The 17851-nt window shown below is 62.7% G+C and carries 10 protein-coding genes, 2 tRNA genes and 3 rRNA genes; 7 read left to right on the plus strand and 8 right to left on the minus strand.

Annotated features, from left to right (window positions below; translation table 11 throughout):
- Positions 1–72: 72 nt before the first annotated feature.
- The 5 genes from rrf to O8I58_RS12080 all read right to left on the minus strand — a co-directional run bounded on the left by rrf (position 73) and on the right by O8I58_RS12080 (position 5257).
- Positions 73–187 (minus strand): 5S ribosomal RNA (gene rrf, locus O8I58_RS12060).
- 153 nt (positions 188–340) lie between these two features.
- Positions 341–3207 (minus strand): 23S ribosomal RNA (locus O8I58_RS12065).
- Between the two features lie 239 nt (positions 3208–3446).
- Positions 3447–3523, minus strand: a tRNA-Ile gene (locus O8I58_RS12070).
- Positions 3524–3542: 19 nt separating this feature from the next.
- Positions 3543–3618 (minus strand) — tRNA-Ala (locus tag O8I58_RS12075).
- A 94-nt stretch (positions 3619–3712) separates the two neighbouring features.
- A 16S ribosomal RNA gene (locus O8I58_RS12080) occupies positions 3713–5257 on the minus strand.
- Together the 16S, 23S and 5S rRNA genes with 2 tRNA genes alongside form the textbook arrangement of a ribosomal RNA operon.
- A 781-nt stretch (positions 5258–6038) precedes the next feature.
- On the opposite strand from O8I58_RS12080, the gene O8I58_RS12085 reads away from it, so the two are divergent.
- Positions 6039–7400: a 2-oxoadipate dioxygenase/decarboxylase HglS gene (locus O8I58_RS12085; protein WP_298316247.1), complete on the plus strand. Its 1362-nt coding sequence runs from the start codon at positions 6039–6041 to the stop codon at positions 7398–7400.
- Between the two features lie 175 nt (positions 7401–7575).
- Positions 7576–9276, plus strand: coding sequence for an acid phosphatase (gene acpA, locus O8I58_RS12090; RefSeq protein ID WP_298316250.1), 1701 nt, complete (start codon positions 7576–7578; stop codon positions 9274–9276).
- A 148-nt stretch (positions 9277–9424) separates the two neighbouring features.
- On the opposite strand, the gene O8I58_RS12095 is transcribed toward acpA, so the two are convergent.
- Positions 9425–10321, minus strand: a complete 897-nt coding sequence (locus tag O8I58_RS12095; protein WP_298316253.1) for a LysR family transcriptional regulator — start codon at positions 10319–10321, stop codon at positions 9425–9427.
- A 181-nt stretch (positions 10322–10502) separates the two neighbouring features.
- Between O8I58_RS12095 and O8I58_RS12100 the strand changes: the two genes are divergently transcribed.
- Both O8I58_RS12100 and O8I58_RS12105 read left to right on the plus strand, forming a co-directional pair.
- Positions 10503–11705, plus strand: a complete 1203-nt coding sequence (locus O8I58_RS12100; RefSeq protein ID WP_298322939.1) for an MFS transporter — start codon at positions 10503–10505, stop codon at positions 11703–11705.
- A gap of 4 nt (positions 11706–11709) precedes the next feature.
- Positions 11710–12090 carry a VOC family protein gene (locus O8I58_RS12105; protein ID WP_298316258.1) on the plus strand — a complete coding sequence of 127 codons (381 nt, stop codon included), beginning with the start codon at positions 11710–11712 and terminating at the stop codon, positions 12088–12090.
- Here O8I58_RS12105 and O8I58_RS12110 read toward each other — a convergent pair whose 3' ends face one another.
- Complete coding sequence (locus tag O8I58_RS12110; RefSeq protein ID WP_298316261.1) at positions 12091–12813, minus strand: SDR family oxidoreductase; 723 nt, start codon at positions 12811–12813, stop codon at positions 12091–12093.
- Between the two features lie 73 nt (positions 12814–12886).
- Here O8I58_RS12110 and O8I58_RS12115 point away from each other — a divergent pair, with 73 nt between their 5' ends.
- The 3 genes from O8I58_RS12115 to O8I58_RS12125 all read left to right on the plus strand — a co-directional run bounded on the left by O8I58_RS12115 (position 12887) and on the right by O8I58_RS12125 (position 15795).
- Positions 12887–13519 carry a TetR/AcrR family transcriptional regulator gene (locus O8I58_RS12115; RefSeq protein WP_298316263.1) on the plus strand — a complete coding sequence of 211 codons (633 nt, stop codon included), beginning with the start codon at positions 12887–12889 and terminating at the stop codon, positions 13517–13519.
- Positions 13516–14355, plus strand: coding sequence for an NAD-dependent protein deacetylase (locus tag O8I58_RS12120; protein WP_298316268.1), 840 nt, complete (start codon positions 13516–13518; stop codon positions 14353–14355). Before O8I58_RS12115 ends, O8I58_RS12120 begins: the two co-directional genes overlap by 4 nt.
- Positions 14356–14694: 339 nt before the next feature.
- Positions 14695–15795 carry an NADH:flavin oxidoreductase/NADH oxidase gene (locus tag O8I58_RS12125; RefSeq protein ID WP_298316271.1) on the plus strand — a complete coding sequence of 367 codons (1101 nt, stop codon included), beginning with the start codon at positions 14695–14697 and terminating at the stop codon, positions 15793–15795.
- 157 nt (positions 15796–15952) lie between these two features.
- On the opposite strand, the gene O8I58_RS12130 is transcribed toward O8I58_RS12125, so the two are convergent.
- Positions 15953–17782 (minus strand): tannase/feruloyl esterase family alpha/beta hydrolase, encoded by a 1830-nt coding sequence (locus O8I58_RS12130; RefSeq protein WP_298316274.1) that lies wholly within the window; start codon positions 17780–17782, stop codon positions 15953–15955.
- Positions 17783–17851: the final 69 nt, after the last annotated feature.

A 17851-nucleotide genomic window follows, 5' to 3' on the forward strand; every position in this document is an offset into this window, starting at 1 on the left:
CCTGGGCGCCCTTTTGCTTCGGGCAAAGAAGAACCCCGCAGATCTTTCGATCTACGGGGTTCTGGGGTAAGGCCCTGGCGATGACCTACTCTTGCATGGCTTAAGCCACACTACCATCGGCGCAGCTGCGTTTCACTTCCGTGTTCGGGATGGGAACGGGTGGGACCACAGCGCTAATTTCACCAGGGAGACAGTTGGAGCGTCGCTATCCGTTGAAGCTGGATTGAGCGCCTGACTCGCGTATTTACTTGTGACGTAGTGAGTTCGTTTTGATGCCATCGACACGTGTTGTCGAGGTTAAGTTGGTCATCGGGTTAAGCCCGAAGCCACTTGAGGTTATATGGTCAAGCCACACGGATCATTAGTATCAGTTAGCTCAATGCATTACTGCACTTACACACCTGACCTATCAACCACCTAGTCTTGATGGTTCCTTTAGGGGACTTGTGTCCCGGGAGATCTCATCTTGAGGCGCGCTTCCCGCTTAGATGCTTTCAGCGGTTATCGCTTCCGAACATAGCTACCCGGCAGTGCCACTGGCGTGACAACCGGAACACCAGAGGTTCGTCCACTCCGGTCCTCTCGTACTAGGAGCAGCCCCTCTCAAATCTCCAACGCCCATGGCAGATAGGGACCGAACTGTCTCACGACGTTCTGAACCCAGCTCGCGTACCACTTTAAATGGCGAACAGCCATACCCTTGGGACCGACTACAGCCCCAGGATGTGATGAGCCGACATCGAGGTGCCAAACACCGCCGTCGATATGAACTCTTGGGCGGTATCAGCCTGTTATCCCCGGAGTACCTTTTATCCGTTGAGCGATGGCCCTTCCATACAGAACCACCGGATCACTAAGACCTACTTTCGTACCTGCTTGATCCGTCGATCTTGCAGTCAAGCACGCTTATGCCTTTGCACACAGTGCGCGATGTCCGACCGCGCTGAGCGTACCTTCGTGCTCCTCCGTTACTCTTTGGGAGGAGACCGCCCCAGTCAAACTACCCACCATACATGGTCCCCGATCCGGATAACGGACCTAGGTTAGAACGTCAAGCACATCAGGGTGGTATTTCAAGGATGGCTCCACTGCAGCTAGCGCCACAGTTTCATAGCCTCCCACCTATCCTACACAGACGAACTCAACGTTCAATGTAAAGCTATAGTAAAGGTTCACGGGGTCTTTCCGTCTTGCCACGGGAACGCTGCATCTTCACAGCGATTTCAATTTCACTGAGTCTCGGGTGGAGACAGCGCCGCTGTCGTTACGCCATTCGTGCAGGTCGGAACTTACCCGACAAGGAATTTCGCTACCTTAGGACCGTTATAGTTACGGCCGCCGTTTACTGGGGCTTCGATCAAGAGCTTCGCCTTGCGGCTGACCCCATCAATTAACCTTCCAGCACCGGGCAGGCGTCACACCCTATACGTCCACTTTCGTGTTTGCAGAGTGCTGTGTTTTTGATAAACAGTCGCAGCGGCCTGGTCACTTCGGCCTCCCCCAGCTATTCACCAGAAGAGGCGCACCTTCTCCCGAAGTTACGGTGCTATTTTGCCTAGTTCCTTCACCCGAGTTCTCTCAAGCGCCTGAGAATTCTCATCCTACCCACCTGTGTCGGTTTACGGTACGGTCTGCGTAAGCTGAAGCTTAGGAGCTTTTCCTGGAAGCGTGATATCAGCAGCTTCGCCCTAAAGGGCTCGTCCTTAGTCTCAACGTTGCTCCCCCGGATTTGCCAAAGGGAACCGCCTCAACTCTCTCACCAGGACTACCAACGCCTGGCCTGCCTAACCTTCTCCGTCCCTCCATCGCACTTACGCGAGGTGCAGGAATATTAACCTGCTTCCCATCGACTACGGCTTTCGCCCTCGCCTTAGGGACCGACTAACCCTGCGTCGATTAACGTTGCGCAAGGAAACCTTGGGCTTTCGGCGTGGGGGCTTTTCACCCCCATTATCGTTACTCATGTCAGCATTCGCACTTCCGATACCTCCAGCAACCTTCTCAAGTCACCTTCAACGGCTTACGGAACGCTCCTCTACCGCGCATCACAAAGTGATGCACCCCAAGCTTCGGTTCACTGCTTAGCCCCGTTAAATCTTCCGCGCAGACCGACTCGACCAGTGAGCTATTACGCTTTCTTTAAAGGGTGGCTGCTTCTAAGCCAACCTCCTGGCTGTCTATGCCTTTCCACATCGTTTTCCACTTAGCAGTGAATTTGGGACCTTAGCTGTGGGTCTGGGTTGTTTCCCTTTTCACGACGGACGTTAGCACCCGCCGTGTGTCTCCCATACAGTCCGTCTTGGTATTCGGAGTTTGCAATGGTTTGCTAATCCGCGATGGACCGCTAGCCATAACAGTGCTCTACCCCCAAGAGGATACATATGAGGCGCTACCTAAATAGCTTTCGAGGAGAACCAGCTATCTCCGGGTTCGATTAGCTTTTCACTCCTAATCACAGCTCATCCCCGTCTTTTGCAACAGACGTGGGTTCGGGCCTCCAGTACCTGTTACGGCACCTTCACCCTGGCCATGACTAGATCACCCGGTTTCGGGTCTACTGCCCGCGACTATGCGCCCTTATCAGACTCGGTTTCCCTTCGCCTCCCCTATACGGTTAAGCTTGCCACGAACAGTAAGTCGCTGACCCATTATACAAAAGGTACGCAGTCACTCCTTGCGGAGCTCCTACTGCTTGTACGCACACGGTTTCAGGATCTATTTCACTCCCCTCTCCGGGGTTCTTTTCGCCTTTCCCTCACGGTACTGGTTCACTATCGGTCGATCAGGAGTATTTAGCCTTGGAGGATGGTCCCCCCATGTTCAGACAGGGTTTCTCGTGCCCCGCCCTACTCGATTTCACTGATATGGCCCTTTTAAATACAGGGCTGTCACCTTCTATGGCTAGTCTTTCCAGACTATTCTTCTAAAGCCATATCAGCTTAAGGGCTGTTCCCCGTTCGCTCGTCACTACTCAGGGAATCTCGGTTGATTTCTTTTCCTCCGGGTACTTAGATATTTCAGTTCCCCGGGTTCGCCTCCAGCAGCTATGTATTCACTGCAGGATACCGCCGAAGCGGTGGGTTTCCCCATTCGGACATTACGGGCTCAATGCTTGTTGCCAGCTCCCCCGTACTTTTCGCAGGCTGCCACGTCCTTCATCGCCTCTGATCGCCTAGGCATCCACCGTGTGCGCTTATTCGCTTGACCATATAACCCCAAGTTGCCTCAGAGCTACATGCCATGTTCCAGGGGTACAAAGCCTGCAACACGAATATAACCACTCAATTTCTTAGGGACTCGAAGTCCCCGCCTTAGCCTCAACGACACGTGTTTAGATGATCATCTAAAACGCTCGCTACGTCACAAGTTGTTAAAGAGCAGAATGCAGGCCTCAACGCCTGACACTCAAACTTTGAAAATTCGTATGCGCAATCAAACATCCAGAATGGTGGGTCTAGGAGGACTCGAACCACCGACCTCGCCCTTATCAGGGGCGCGCTCTAACCACCTGAGCTACAGACCCAATAAATCGTCGTGCCAGATGGTGGAGCCTGTCGGGATCGAACCGACGACCCCCTGCTTGCAAAGCAGGTGCTCTCCCAGCTGAGCTAAGGCCCCAAATAGGGACTATTCCGATCGGTCCGTACCGATCAGGAAACTCTGGATGCAGGTTACTTGTGTGGACGCCTACAAGAAGCGCTTGTCATGCTCAAAAGGAGGTGATCCAGCCGCACCTTCCGATACGGCTACCTTGTTACGACTTCACCCCAGTCATCGGCCACACCGTGGCAAGCGCCCTCCCGAAGGTTAAGCTACCTGCTTCTGGTGCAACAAACTCCCATGGTGTGACGGGCGGTGTGTACAAGGCCCGGGAACGTATTCACCGCAGCAATGCTGATCTGCGATTACTAGCGATTCCGACTTCATGGAGTCGAGTTGCAGACTCCAATCCGGACTGAGATCAGGTTTCTGGGATTGGCTCACCGTCGCCGGTTTGCAGCCCTCTGTCCTGACCATTGTAGTACGTGTGTAGCCCTGGTCGTAAGGGCCATGATGACTTGACGTCATCCCCACCTTCCTCCGGTTTGTCACCGGCGGTCTCCTTAGAGTTCCCACCATTACGTGCTGGCAACTAAGGACAAGGGTTGCGCTCGTTGCGGGACTTAACCCAACATCTCACGACACGAGCTGACGACAGCCATGCAGCACCTGTCTCACGGTTCCCGAAGGCACCAATCTATCTCTAGAAAGTTCCGTGGATGTCAAGACCAGGTAAGGTTCTTCGCGTTGCATCGAATTAAACCACATACTCCACCGCTTGTGCGGGCCCCCGTCAATTCCTTTGAGTTTCAGTCTTGCGACCGTACTCCCCAGGCGGCGAACTTAACGCGTTAGCTTCGATACTGGGTTCCAAGTTGAACCCAACATCCAGTTCGCATCGTTTAGGGCGTGGACTACCAGGGTATCTAATCCTGTTTGCTCCCCACGCTTTCGTGCCTCAGTGTCAGTGTTGGCCCAGATAGTCGCCTTCGCCACAGATGTTCCTTCCGATCTCTACGCATTTCACTGCTACACCGGAAATTCCACTATCCTCTACCACACTCTAGTGATCCAGTATCCACTGCAATTCCCAGGTTGAGCCCAGGGCTTTCACAACAGACTTAAACCACCACCTACGCACGCTTTACGCCCAGTAATTCCGAGTAACGCTTGCACCCTTCGTATTACCGCGGCTGCTGGCACGAAGTTAGCCGGTGCTTATTCTTTGGGTACCGTCAGAACACCCGGGTATTAACCGAATGCTTTTCTTTCCCAACAAAAGGGCTTTACAACCCGAAGGCCTTCTTCACCCACGCGGTATGGCTGGATCAGGCTTGCGCCCATTGTCCAATATTCCCCACTGCTGCCTCCCGTAGGAGTCTGGACCGTGTCTCAGTTCCAGTGTGGCTGATCATCCTCTCAGACCAGCTACGGATCGTCGCCTTGGTGAGCCATTACCTCACCAACTAGCTAATCCGACATCGGCTCATCTATCAGCGCCAGGCCCGAAGGTCCCCGGCTTTCCCCCGAAGGGCGTATGCGGTATTAGCGTAAGTTTCCCTACGTTATCCCCCACCAAAAGGTAGATTCCGATGTATTCCTCACCCGTCCGCCACTCGCCACCCAGAGAGCAAGCTCTCCTGTGCTGCCGTTCGACTTGCATGTGTTAGGCCTACCGCCAGCGTTCACTCTGAGCCAGGATCAAACTCTTCACTTAAAACTACATTGCCTTGCGGCAAAAGCTTTGAATGCAGATGTCTAACCCAAGCTACGTATCGCTTGCATTTCTACAATCTCTATGTGCTTGTATAAGTCATCTGCAAGATGGACAGCTCGTCCTTCCTGCAGGCGCCCACACAAGTCACCTGCGCATACTTTCAAAGAGCTTCGAAGTTGGCCTCAGCGCCTTCCTCGTTGGCTGCAGCGTTTCCGCTTCAGCGAGCCGCCCATTATAGGGCAGTTTCGGAGTTCGTCAACACCTCGTTGCGAGGGATTTTCGAACTTCGCTTCCGTCGAACCAGTCCGTTACCGCTGAACCGTTTCTGCCGAAGCGAGCCGCCCATTATGCGGCAATTCCGCGATTCGTCAAGCGCTTCGTTTGAAGCTTTTCCGAATCCCCGTTTCAACCTCGTCGGCAGTGCCGAGTCCGTTCAAGCGGGCCGCGAATTATGCGGACTTCCTGCGATTCGTCAAGCACTTCGTTTGAAGTCTTTTCGAACCCCTGCTTTGGTGGTTCCGGACATGCCGGGACTGCCGAAGCGGGCCGCGAATTATGGGCGGTTTTGCAAAAGCGTCAAGCACTTTTTCTGCCCATGTTGCTACGCGCCCATCCAACCCTGCCCGCACACCGGAAGCGGAGCGTCATCTACTGGAAGCGAAAGGAAGATCATGCCGCTGGCGCCGCGCCACCGTGGCGGCGCGGCGCCAGCACGCGGACAATGGCGGACTGCCGGACGCGCCCCACCGCGCCGGACTTTCCCTTGTTCTGGAGCGTCCCGATGTCCCGCGTCTTTCTGTCTTCCGATGAGATCCGCAGCCTGTTTGCCCAGGCAATGTCGGACATGTACCGCAACGAGGTGCCGCTGTACGGCGCGCTGGTGGAACTGGTGGCCAAGGTGAATGCCGAGACGCTGGCCGCCAACCCGGCGCTAGACGAGCAGATGACACGCAACGACGAACGAGCCCGCCTGGACCAGGAGCGCCACGGCGCGATCCGGGTCGGCAGCGCCGACGAGCTGGCCACGCTGCGCCGCCTGTTCGCGGTGATGGGCATGTCACCCGTGGGCTATTACGACCTGTCGGTGGCTGGCGTGCCGGTGCATTCGACCGCGTTCCGCCCGACCACGGCCGCAGCGCTGGCGCGTAATCCGTTCAGGGTCTTCACTTCATTGCTGCGCCTGGAGTTGATCGAGGACGCGGGCCTGCGTGCGCAGGCCGAGGAGATCCTGGAGCAGCGCGACATCTTTACGGAAGGCGCACGTGCCCTGATCGCCCAGTGCGAGCGCGACGGCGGGCTGGAGGAAGCCGATGCCCATCGCCTCGTGGCCGAGGCGCTGGAAACGTTCCGCTGGCATGGCGATGCCAAGGTCTCGCACGCGACGTATCAAGCGCTGCATGACGCGCATCGGCTGATCGCCGACGTGGTGTCGTTCCGCGGACCGCATATCAACCACCTCACCCCGCGCACGCTGGATATCGACGCGGCGCAGGTCGAGATGCAACGACGCGGCATGGAAGCCAAGGCGGTGATCGAAGGTCCACCGCGTCGTGCGGTGCCGATCCTGCTACGCCAGACCAGCTTCAAGGCACTGGAGGAAGCGGTCGCGTTTCCAGCAAATGCCGGTGAAGAACACGGCACGCATACCGCGCGTTTCGGTGAGATCGAGCAGCGCGGCCTGGCGCTGACGCCGAAAGGCCGTGCCCTGTACGACCAACTGCTCAACCAGGCGCGTGATGCCGGCGGTGCGGGAAGCACCGGCGCCGATTACGCCGCACGGCTGGCCACGGTCTTCGAACAGTTCCCGGATGATCTGGACACGCTGCGGCGCGAAGGGCTGGGCTATTTCCGCTACGCGCTGACTCGCGAAGGCCTGGCCGCGTCGGCCGCCGAGCGCGCGTTACCAGCCGATGCCTTGATCGCCTCCGGCCTGGCCGTAGCCGATCCAATCGTCTATGAAGATTTCCTGCCAGTCAGTGCCGCCGGCATCTTCCAGTCCAACCTGGGCGGCGCCGAGCAGCATGCTTATGAAGCACATGAGAGCCGCACGGATTTCGAGGCGGCGCTGGGAGCAAAGGTGATGGACGAATTCGGAATCTATGCGCAGTTGGAGCGCGATTCACTCGACGCCTTGTCCCGCTGATCGCCGGCCATTCGGCCGCAATCCCGGCTGTCTGAACGAAACACCGCCTGGGGACGCAATGACGTCAAACGGCGGCACAGGCCGTGACCTTTGTGCCTGACGCCTGTCATCGGCAATGGGCACACTAGCAAGCGCTCCGGAAGGGGCGCTTTCTTGTTTCCACGACCGGTCCACGATGAGCCAGCACGACGACACCCCTGATTCGCAGTCACCTTCCGATCCACAACGCCGTCGCCTGCTGGGCGGACTGGCCGCTGCTGGTGCAGCGCTCGCGGCCGGTGGCGAGGCCATCGCCGGCACGACGGCCAAGGCCAAGATGGCTGGGACGGCCAGGGCCACGCCGACAGCAGTGACCGATGCGCAGCTGGGCGAGCACATCGACACGGTCGTGGTGCTGTATGCAGAGAACCGCAGCTTCAACAACCTGTTTGCCGACTTCCCCGGGTTGCAGCAGCCGTTGAAGAGCCTGGATCCAGCCAGGAGCGTGCAGCACGATCGCGATGGCCAGCCGTTCAAGACGCTGCCGCCGATCTGGGGCGGGATGGTGCCCGACGTGCAGGTGGTCAACCACCGCAGCTACCAGGTCAAGCAGGATGACGTCATCGGCCTGCCCAACGCGCCGTTCGAACTGAAAACCCTGGCCGGCGAGCCACTGCCGCATGGCGTGGTCACCCGCGACCTGGTGCACGAGTTCTACCGCAACCAGATGCAGATCAATGGCGGTCGCAACGATGGCTTTGTCGCCTGGGGCGACAGCGGCGCGCTGCTGATGGGCCATTACGGCGATGCGGCGGTGAACCTGCGCCTGTGGCGGCTGGCCGAGCAGTACACCTTGTGCGACAACTTCTTCATGGGCGCCTTCGGTGGTTCGTTCTTCAACCACCAGTATCTGGTCGCCGCACAGCCGCCGTTCTATCCGGACGCGGACAAGGGTCCAGCCAAGCTGCATATCGCCGTCACCGCGAGCGGCACGGCCGAAGGCAACGCACTGATTCCGGCCGAAGGCAGTCCCGCCAGCGCGATGGATGGCGTGGCCAGGTTCACCTCGCGCCCCACCCTGACCCCGGATTTCTGGGCGGTGAACACCATCGGGCCGGCGTATTCGCCCGGCTTCAACGTGGACAAGCACGACCCGGCGCTGGCCGACGCCAGCAGCCCAAATACGCTGCCGCCGCAGCAGCACAAGCACATCGGCGACATGCTCAGCGCCAAGGGCGTGGACTGGGCCTGGTATGGCGGCGCGTTCCAGGCGGCGCTGGACGGCGTGGGCGACAGCAACGATGGCAGTTTCCCCAGCCATCCCAATTTCCAGCCCCATCACCAGCCGTTGAATTATTTCGTCAGCCTGGCGCCGGGGACGGCAGCGCGCAAACAGCATCTACGCGATGGCGGCCTGGGCGAAACCGCGGCCACCAACAGGTTCCTGGCCGATGCCGCGGCCGGCAAGCTGCCGGCGGTGAGCTATTACAAGCCGCAGGGCAACCTGAACATGCACGCCGGCTATTCGGACGTGGAAGCCGGCGACCGCCATCTGGCCCGTATCGTGCACGCGCTGCAGAACAGCCCGCAGTGGAAACGCATGCTGATCGTGATCACGGTGGATGAGAACGGCGGTTGGTGGGACCACGTATCGCCTCCCAAGGGCGACCGCTGGGGACCGGGGACGCGCATCCCGGCGCTGATCGTCTCGCCGTTCGCCAAGCGCGGGCACGTGGATCACACGATCTACGACACCGGCTCGATCGCCCGCTTCATCACCCGCCGCTGGGGCCTGGAGAAACTGCCTGGCCTGAAGCTGCGCGAAGACGCGATGGTTGCGGCGGGCGGCCCCCCGCCCGGCGATCTGACCGGGGCGCTGGATTTCAGCAGGGTGTAAAGCAACAGAGGCCGCCGATGGGCGGCCTCGTCCGTTGCGGCACGCGGGCACCGGCCTGTCCGCGGCGACACAAGCCTGCATCCGGCGCGGCTCCGCGCAGTTTGGCTTGCCCGCTGATGTTGCGGCCCAGGCTGCAGGGCACGCGGCCTTATGCCGCAGTCCAGCGCGCGGCCAGTCCCAGCAGGTGGCGCAGGACCGGGATGGTGTCGGCGGCCTGCGGCACGCTGGCCAAGGCCAGGCGGGCCATCGGCGCGGCGCCTTCGATATCGAGGTAGCGCACCCCGGGCAGTTGCACCTGCATGGTGGAAGCCGGCACCACCGACACGCCCAGTTCGGCCGCGACCAGGTTGACGATGGACGACATCTGCGGCGCTTCCTGGCTGATCAGCAGGCTGAAGCCGGCCTGGCGGCAGGCACCCAGGATCTCGTCGTACAGGCTGGTGCCGAAGCTGCGCGGGAACAGGATGAAGGCGTCGTTGGCCAGCGCAGACAAGGGCGCACTGGCGCGGCTGGCCAGCGGGTGCGCAGCCGGCACGGCGATCTTCATCGGCTCGTCGGGGAACTTGAGCAGCTGCAGTTCCTTCGGGGTGGACACGCTGTAGCGGATGAAGGCCGCGTCCAGCCGGCCCTCGGCCAGGGCGGTCAACAGGCCGGCGGTGTTGGTTTCCTCCAGCGCCAGTTCCACCGCGGGCCAGGCGCGACGGAAGTCGCGGATCAGCGCCGGCACCACCGGGTTGAATGCCGCCGAAGCAGTGAAACCCAGCCGCAGCCGGCCGCTTTCGCCCCGCGCGGCGCGACGTGCGGTGTCGGCGGCGCGATCCACGTCGACCAGCACCCGGCGCACGTCCACCAGGAAGGCCTCGCCGGCATCGGTCAGGCGCGCGCCCTGCGGGGTACGCACGAACAGCGGCGTGCCCAGCTCCTGCTCCAGCGCCTGGATCTGCTGGCTCAGCGGCGGCTGGTTGATGCCCACGCGCGCGGCGGCGCGGGTGAAATTGCCTTCCTCGGCCACGGCCAGGAAGTAGCGCAGGTGGCGCAGCTCCATCTCGCTCCATATCTAAAAAAGATAACGACCGCCTGCATCATATATTGGACCCGCAGTTCCAGCGCGCAGATACTGCCGGCCCCTCACCACCGCCACGGCCATGAACCGGCCCTCCGCCACTGCCCTGGGTGCCCAGGCAATACCTGTCGCCGCCGCCGACACCACAGACACGCCGCTGCCGATGGGCCGCATCCGTCTGGCCCTGTTCCTGGCCGGGTTCGCGACCTTCTCGCTGCTGTACTGCGTGCAGCCGCTGCTGCCGGAATTCGCCAAGAGCTTCGGTGTGAGCGCGGCGGCCAGTTCGCTACCGCTGTCGCTGGCCACCGGTGGCCTGGCGATCGCGATCTTCTGCGCCGGCGCGCTGTCGGAAAACCTGGGCCGGCGCGGACTGATGTTCGCCTCGATCGCGCTGGCCGCGGTGCTCAACGGCATCGCCGCCTTCATTCCGCACTGGGAAACCCTGGTGGTGGTGCGGGCGTTGTCGGGCATCGCCCTGGGCGGGGTGCCGGCGGTGGCGATGGTCTACCTGGCCGAAGAACTACCTGCGCACAAACTGGGCGCGGCCACCGGCCTGTATGTGGGCGGCAATGCGTTCGGCGGGATGATGGGCCGGATCGGGATGAGCTTCCTCACCGATCATTTCGACTGGCGCACGGCGCTGGCGGTGTTGAGCGTCTTTGACCTGCTGGTGGCGGTCGGCTTCGTCCTGCTGCTACCGCCCTCGCGGCACTTCGTGCGCCGTGCGGGCGTCAACCTGCGCTTCCACCTGCAGGCCTGGGGCGGGCACCTGTGTCACCGGCACCTGCCGTGGCTGTTCTCGATCCCGTTCCTGCTGATGGGCACTTTCGTCAGCGTCTACAACTACGCCGGCTTCCGCCTGGGCGGGCCGGAATTTGGCCTGAGCCAGAGCCAGATCGGGCTGATCTTCAGTGCGTACGTGTTCGGCATCGTGGCCTCGTCGGTGGCCGGGGTGGGTTCGGACCGGTTCGGCCGCGGACCGGTGGTGCTGGGCGGCACGGTGCTGGCCATCGCCGGCCTGCTGCTGACCGCCACCCACACGCTACCGATCATCATCTTCGGCATCGTGCTGCTGACCATTGGCTTCTTCATCGCCCACGCCGCGGCCAGTGCCTGGGTTGGCCGGCTCGGCGGCGCCAACAAAAGCCATGCCGCCTCGCTCTACCTGCTGGCGTATTACGTGGGCTCCAGCGTGGTCGGCTCGGTCAGCGGCTGGTTCTGGGAACACGGCGGCTGGAACGCGCTAGTGGGGTTCTGCCTGGTGCTGTTGTGCGTGGCGCTGGCCGCCGCCCAGGTGCTGCGCAAGGGCGCCGATGACTCAAAGCCGTATGGCCGCTTCGGCCCGCATCCACCGCGCGGAGAATGACGCGATGAAGATCGAACGCCTGGATCATCTGGTCCTGACCGTGGCCGATGTCGAGGCCAGCTGCGATTTCTACGCGCGCGTGCTGGGCATGGAGGTCGTGACCTTCGGCCAGGGCCGCAAGGCGCTGGCATTCGGCCAGCAGAAGATCAATCTGCATCCGCACGGCCGCGAATTCGAACCCAAGGCGCACGCGCCCACGCCAGGCTCGGCCGATCTGTGCCTGCTGGTGGATACGCCCATCGACCAGGCCGAAGCGCAACTGCATGCACTCGGCATCGCCATCGAAGACGGCCCGGTGGCCCGCACTGGCGCCACCGGGCCGATCCTGTCGCTGTACTTCCGCGACCCGGACGGCAACCTGATCGAGATCAGCCGCCTGGCGTGATCACCACGGCAAGCGCCCGCCTTCGGTGAAGAAGCTGCCGGTGCCCAGCTCTGACATGGCCACGCGCGCCACGGTGGCGGCGGCCTGTTCAACGGTGAGCGTGCCGCTGTGGCCATTGAGGTCGGTCGCGGTGTAGCCGGGATTGACCGCATTGACCGCGAAACCTTCGGCATACAGCTCCTTGGACAGCAGCACGGTGAAGGCGTTGAGCGCGCTCTTGGACGAGCAGTACGTCAACCCGTTGACGAAGCCGTACTTGAAGTTGGGGTCGCCATGCAGCGTGGCCGAGCCCAGCTCGCTGGAGACATTCACGATGCGCTTGAGCGTGCCGGCGCGCAGCAGCGGCAGCATCGCCTGGGTCACCAAGACTGGGCCGAACACGTTGGTTTCGTAGGTACCACGCAATGATTCCAGGGTGGCCTTGGACGGCGGTTCGATGTCCAGCGCGATGCCCGCATTGTTGACCAGCACGTCCAGTCGGCCGGCATCTTGCTGCACGGTGTCGGCCGCGACCTTCAGCGCCGCGACATCGGTCACGTCCAGTGCCAGCACGCGCACATCCAGCGTCGCCGGCAGGCTGTCGCGTGCGGCCTGGCCGCGCGCGACATCGCGGCTGCCCAGGTAGACGGTCCAGCCGGCGGCGGCCAATTGCCTGACCAGGCCCAGGCCGATGCCCTTGTTGGCGCCGGTGACCAGCGCAACGGGAGAAGTTGGGGTCGTCATGGTGAGTGTCCTTGCGTTGTCTTTGGGGACACCCAAGATATGCAGCATCTTTCCGCATGGGAATTCGCATTCCATGAGCGTCCTGCCCGACACCCTGCAAGCCCGCAAACAGCCGCTCCAGTCGCGCTCCAGGGCCACGGTGGAAGCAATCCGCGAGGCCAGCATTCAGGTTCTGATCGCGCACGGCCTGGCCGGCACCACCACCACGCGCGTGGCCGAGCGCGCGGGCGTCTCGGTCGGCAGCCTGTACCAGTACTACCGCAACCGCAGCACCATGCTGGCCGCGTTGCTGGAATGGCACCTGGACACGGTGGCCAGCGCGGTGGAGGACGCCGGCGCGCGCAAACGGGGCGCCACGCTCGACGAGACGGCCGATGCGCTGATCGAGGCGTTCGTGGCCGCCAAGCTGGAGCACGCCGACATCTCGCTGGCGCTGTATGGAATCGCGGAGATGCATGGCGGCGCGGCCCTGCTCCTCGCAGGACGCACGCGCATGGAGGCGGCGATGACGGCCATGCTGGGTTCGGTCCGTGATGCGCGCTTTGCCGATGCCACGCAGGTGTCCGCAATCCTGCTGGGCGCGATGGTCGGCCCCATGTGCGACCTGCTCAATGCCGGCGCGCCACGGGCGCGTGTCGCGCCGTTGCGCGCCCAACTCACCCTGCTGGCGCGTGGCTACCTGCATGCCGCCAAGGTCACGCCATGAGCGCAACGCCGGCCATCGCATCGCCTGTGCTCGGGACACACGCGCTGCGCGATTTCATCGAACGCCACCCGCGGATCTTCGTCTTGACCGGTGCCGGCTGCAGCACCGATTCGGGTATTCCCGACTACCGCGACGCCGATGGCCAGTGGAAGCGTGCGCAGCCGGTGACCTACCAGGCCTTCATGGGTGAACTGGCCACGCGCAAGCGCTACTGGGCACGCAGCCTGGTGGGATGGCCACGCTTTCTGGCGGCACAACCCAACGGTGTGCACCGCGCGCTGGCAGCGTTGGAGAACGACGGCCAGGTCTCGCTGTTGCTCACCCAGAACGTGGACCGCCTGCACCAGGCGGCCGGCAGTCGCGAAGTGATCGACCTGCATGGCCGACTGGACGTGGTGCGCTGCATGGGCTGCGAACGGCGCCTGCCGCGCGAGGATTTCCAGCACGCACTGATGGCCCGCAATCCTGGCTGGCACGACCTGGAGGCGGGTACCGCGCCGGATGGCGACGCCGACCTGGAAGCGAACTTCGATGCCTTCGATATCCCTGCCTGCGCGCATTGCGGTGGCGTGCTCAAGCCCGATGTCGTCTACTTCGGCGAGAACGTGCCACGCGAGCGCGTCCAGGCCGCGCAGCATGCGCTGGAAGACAGCGACGCGATGCTGGTGGTGGGTTCCTCGCTGATGGTCTATTCGGGGCTCCGCTTCGCCCAATGGGCACACAAGGCGGGCAAGCCCATCGCCGCCTTGAACCGCGGCCGCACCCGCGCCGACGACCTGCTGGCGCTGAAGGTCGAACACGACTGCGCCGACGCGCTGGCCTTCCTCCGCACCTGAAGAATGCAGGTGGCAGCCGCTTCAGCGGCGATGTGGGTTTGCCGGAAGACCCTATCGCCGCTGAAGCGGACCATCTGTAGAGCGGAGCTTGTGGCAATCCCCTCTTGGGGACTCCGCTGGGGCTTTCCCGCGGTCTGGCCACCAGGCAGCCGAGCAAGCTCGGCTCTACAGGGATGCCGCGACGGGGGTGAGAAGACGGTTGCTGCAACACAGGCCTCGGCCCGCGTACCCGCCGTCAGGCAGGGCCTGGCGACCATGACGCAGTGATCCACTGGTCCCGTTGAGCCAGCGCCGCCAAGGCAGTGCAATGGCGTTCCTGATCACCAACCGGATTGCGCCGTGAGCCAGCTGTTCTCGCCCCTCGCCCTGGGGCCACTGTCCCTGACCAACCGCATCGTGATCGCGCCGATGTGCCAGTACTCGGCCGACGAAGGCCGCGCCAGCGACTGGCATGCGCAGCACCTGGGCAACCTGGCCCAGTCCGGCGCCGGCCTGCTGATCCTGGAAGCGACGGCGGTCGAAGCACGCGGACGGATTTCCTGGGGCGACCTGGGCCTGTACGACAACGCCACCGAAGCCGCGTTGCGCACCGTGGTCGACAGCGTGCGCCGCTGGTCGCCGATGCCGCTGGGCATCCAGCTGGCCCACGCCGGACGCAAGGCGTCCACCCACAAGCCGTGGGAGCACGGCGGCGCGGCGATCGCGCCGGAGGCCGAACATGGCTGGCAGACGGTGTCGTCCACCGATCGGCCGTTCAACGAAGGCGCGCCGGCACCGCAGGCGCTGGACCAGGCCGGGATCGATGCGGTGATCGCCGCATTCGTCGAAAGCGCCCAGCGCGCGCATCGCCTGGGCTTCGAACTGATCGAGCTGCACGGCGCGCATGGCTACCTGCTGCACCAGTTCCTGTCGCCACTGAGCAACGACCGCACCGATCAATACGGTGGCACGCTGGAAAACCGCCTGCGCCTGCCGTTGCAGGTGTTCGACGCGGTGCGTGCCGCGGTGCCGGATACCGTGGCGGTTGGCATGCGCATCTCGGCCAGCGACTGGGTCGACGGCGGGTGGGACGTGGCCCAGAGCATCGCCCTGGCCCAGGCGCTGGAAGCACGCGGCTGCCACTTCCTGCACGTGTCCAGCGGTGGCCTGGACCCGCGCCAGCAGATCAAGCTGGAAGACGGCTACCAGGTGCCGTTCGCCAACGACATCAAGGCGCAGCTGAAGACCATGCCGGTGATCGCAGTCGGCCTGATCACCGACCCTGGACACGCCGAACACATCGTGGCCCATGGCCAGGCCGATGCCGTCGCATTGGCCCGCGGCATCCTGTACGACCCGCGTTGGCCGTGGCACGCCGCTGCCGCACTGGGCGCTTCGGTGCACGCTTCACCGCAGTACCTGCGCTGCCAGCCGCGCGGATTGAAGCACTTGTTCGGCTGATGCACGCGCTGTAGATGGTGCCGGGCGACGCCGTATTGATGGCCACGCCTGGCTGAGTCGGCCAAGCCGGACAGCAGCGGCACCATCGCGGCCAGGCGCAAAAGCAATGGCCGGCATCATGCCGGCCATTGCCCGTCAATCCTGACCCCGACGCGTCTTATTCGCGCGGCGCGTATGGCTGGAAGAAGTCCTTGCCCGCCCAGTCCGGCGTGGCCTCCGTAAAGAGCGGGGCGCCGCAGGTCTGATGCGTGCCGTCGACTCCCTGGCCGTCCTTTGCCGCTGCCGCGATCGAGGGGTAAGGGCAGATGAGGAAGGGGGACTTGATCGCGTCCTTGGCAGTGGCCACCTCGCCGGAAGGCAACGGCGGCAGGTCTTCCGGCTTCACACCCGCCGGCAAGGGCGGCAGATCACCCTTGCCACCTGATTTACCACCGCCTGGCTGGCCAAAGGACGACTGCGAAGCGGTAGCTGCTGGATGTGCAACGAATGCACCCGGCGCGATGCCGCGCTCGACCCAGTCCATCATGGGTGACAACAGGTCAAAGCTCGATGGACCCTCGCCACCGCCGCAATGGGCCACACCGGGCAGCAGGTACAAGCGCTCGAATGCCTCCACCTTCGCGTGACCCATCTGCTTCTCGACGGCCTCGTGATAGGCAATCGTGTTGATCGGCGAAATGTGCTGGTCACCCCAGCCATGCCACAGCATCAGTTTGCCGCCCGCATCAGCGAAGCCGGACAGATCTGGATTGGTCGCGTCGAACAATGGATGACGGGGGCGAAGCTTGTCGTAGGTTGCGGTCTCGAACTTGAGATCGGCCAGGGAGACGTCTTTTTTGCCATCGTCGAAGATCAGGCCATTCAGCGCGCCCAGGACGATCTGTTTGCTGAAGACGCCCTGCTTGGCATCTATCGGGACGAACACACCGGCCCAGTTGAGCTCGCTTCCATACTGCGGCCCGCCGACCAGCAGGCGCTCTCCGGTCTTTGGATCACGCGGGCCGTCGTAGATCTTGCGCACCGTCTCCACCTCGGCCGAGGTCAGGCATTGGCTGGTGTCGGCCGTGCCGCTGGCGCACTGCAGGATGCCGGGATCGAAATGACACAGACGCGGCTCAGCCACCAGCCCGTCCTTGATGCCGTCGAGTGCGTCGCAGGCCTTGAGCACCGCCGAGTGCAGCAGCGGCAGGCGATCGGCGATCAGCACGGCCCCGCCGTCGGCGCTGGTGTTGGAAACCGCCAGCCAGCCATGATGGAGGCTGTTCTGGACCTGGAAGATCAGCGCCGGGGCGCCTGCGATGATGCCGCTGAAGTCGTCCGGGAACCGCTGTGCCTCGACCAGGGCCTCGCGACCACCATCGGAACAGCCATTGAAGTAGGAATAAGCAGGATCTTGCCCGTATAACAGCTTGACCAGCTTCTTGGTCGCAACAGCAGTTAGATGCTGTGCCCGATATGCAAAGTCCGCCCGCTTCTGGGGGTCGTAACCGAAATCGCCACTCATGCCCTGGTGCCCCATGTCGGTGGCGGCAAGGACGAAGGCGCCGCTGTCTGACGGGACGCAGCCGTCGGCTGCACCAACCTGCATGTTGATGTTGCCGCACAGGCCGCCACATCCCAACTGCATGTAGCGCTGTGTCCAGCCTTCCAGCGGCATGCGGACCTGGATGTTGATGCTGGGTGCGAGCGTGACCTCGACCTGGCAAACGCTGCGCCCGTCGATATCGGCTTGATCAGCCTTGGTCACCTTGCTGCCGGCACCCCCAATGTCGGTCAGGTCGGCAGCGGTCAAGCTCGTGCACGCCTGCACCGGCGCGACTACGGCAAGCGCCTTGCCGGGACTGGGCGCAGCCGCGGCTTTCGCAGCCGGTGTGCCTGGGGGCGCTGGCGCCGGCGCGCGTTGGGAGCAGCCGGCCATGAGCAGAAGCAGCGACATGATGGTCGAGCCTGCAAGGAGCAGGGATCGCCCGCGGGGCGGAATCGACATGGAACCTCCTGTGAAACGAATGAGCGCCCGTGAGGGGCATGGGTGGGGCAGCCGACGTGGGCGGCCATC

The organism is Pseudoxanthomonas sp. (genome assembly GCF_027498035.1).
Lineage (GTDB): Bacteria > Pseudomonadota > Gammaproteobacteria > Xanthomonadales > Xanthomonadaceae > Pseudoxanthomonas_A.

What these genes read in the sequence shown, in the direction of transcription:
- O8I58_RS12115 (WP_298316263.1), top strand. Translation starts at nt 12,887, where the DNA reads ATGAGCGTCCTGCCCGACACCCTGCAAGCCCGCAAACAGCCGCTCCAG.
- O8I58_RS12110 (WP_298316261.1), bottom strand. Translation starts at nt 12,813, where the DNA reads ATGACGACCCCAACTTCTCCCGTTGCGCTGGTCACCGGCGCCAACAAG.
- O8I58_RS12120 (WP_298316268.1), top strand. Translation starts at nt 13,516, where the DNA reads ATGAGCGCAACGCCGGCCATCGCATCGCCTGTGCTCGGGACACACGCG.
- O8I58_RS12085 (WP_298316247.1), top strand. Translation starts at nt 6,039, where the DNA reads ATGTCCCGCGTCTTTCTGTCTTCCGATGAGATCCGCAGCCTGTTTGCC.
- O8I58_RS12130 (WP_298316274.1), bottom strand. Translation starts at nt 17,782, where the DNA reads ATGTCGATTCCGCCCCGCGGGCGATCCCTGCTCCTTGCAGGCTCGACC.
- acpA (WP_298316250.1), top strand. Translation starts at nt 7,576, where the DNA reads ATGAGCCAGCACGACGACACCCCTGATTCGCAGTCACCTTCCGATCCA.
- O8I58_RS12105 (WP_298316258.1), top strand. Translation starts at nt 11,710, where the DNA reads ATGAAGATCGAACGCCTGGATCATCTGGTCCTGACCGTGGCCGATGTC.
- O8I58_RS12100 (WP_298322939.1), top strand. Translation starts at nt 10,503, where the DNA reads ATGGGCCGCATCCGTCTGGCCCTGTTCCTGGCCGGGTTCGCGACCTTC.
- O8I58_RS12095 (WP_298316253.1), bottom strand. Translation starts at nt 10,321, where the DNA reads ATGGAGCTGCGCCACCTGCGCTACTTCCTGGCCGTGGCCGAGGAAGGC.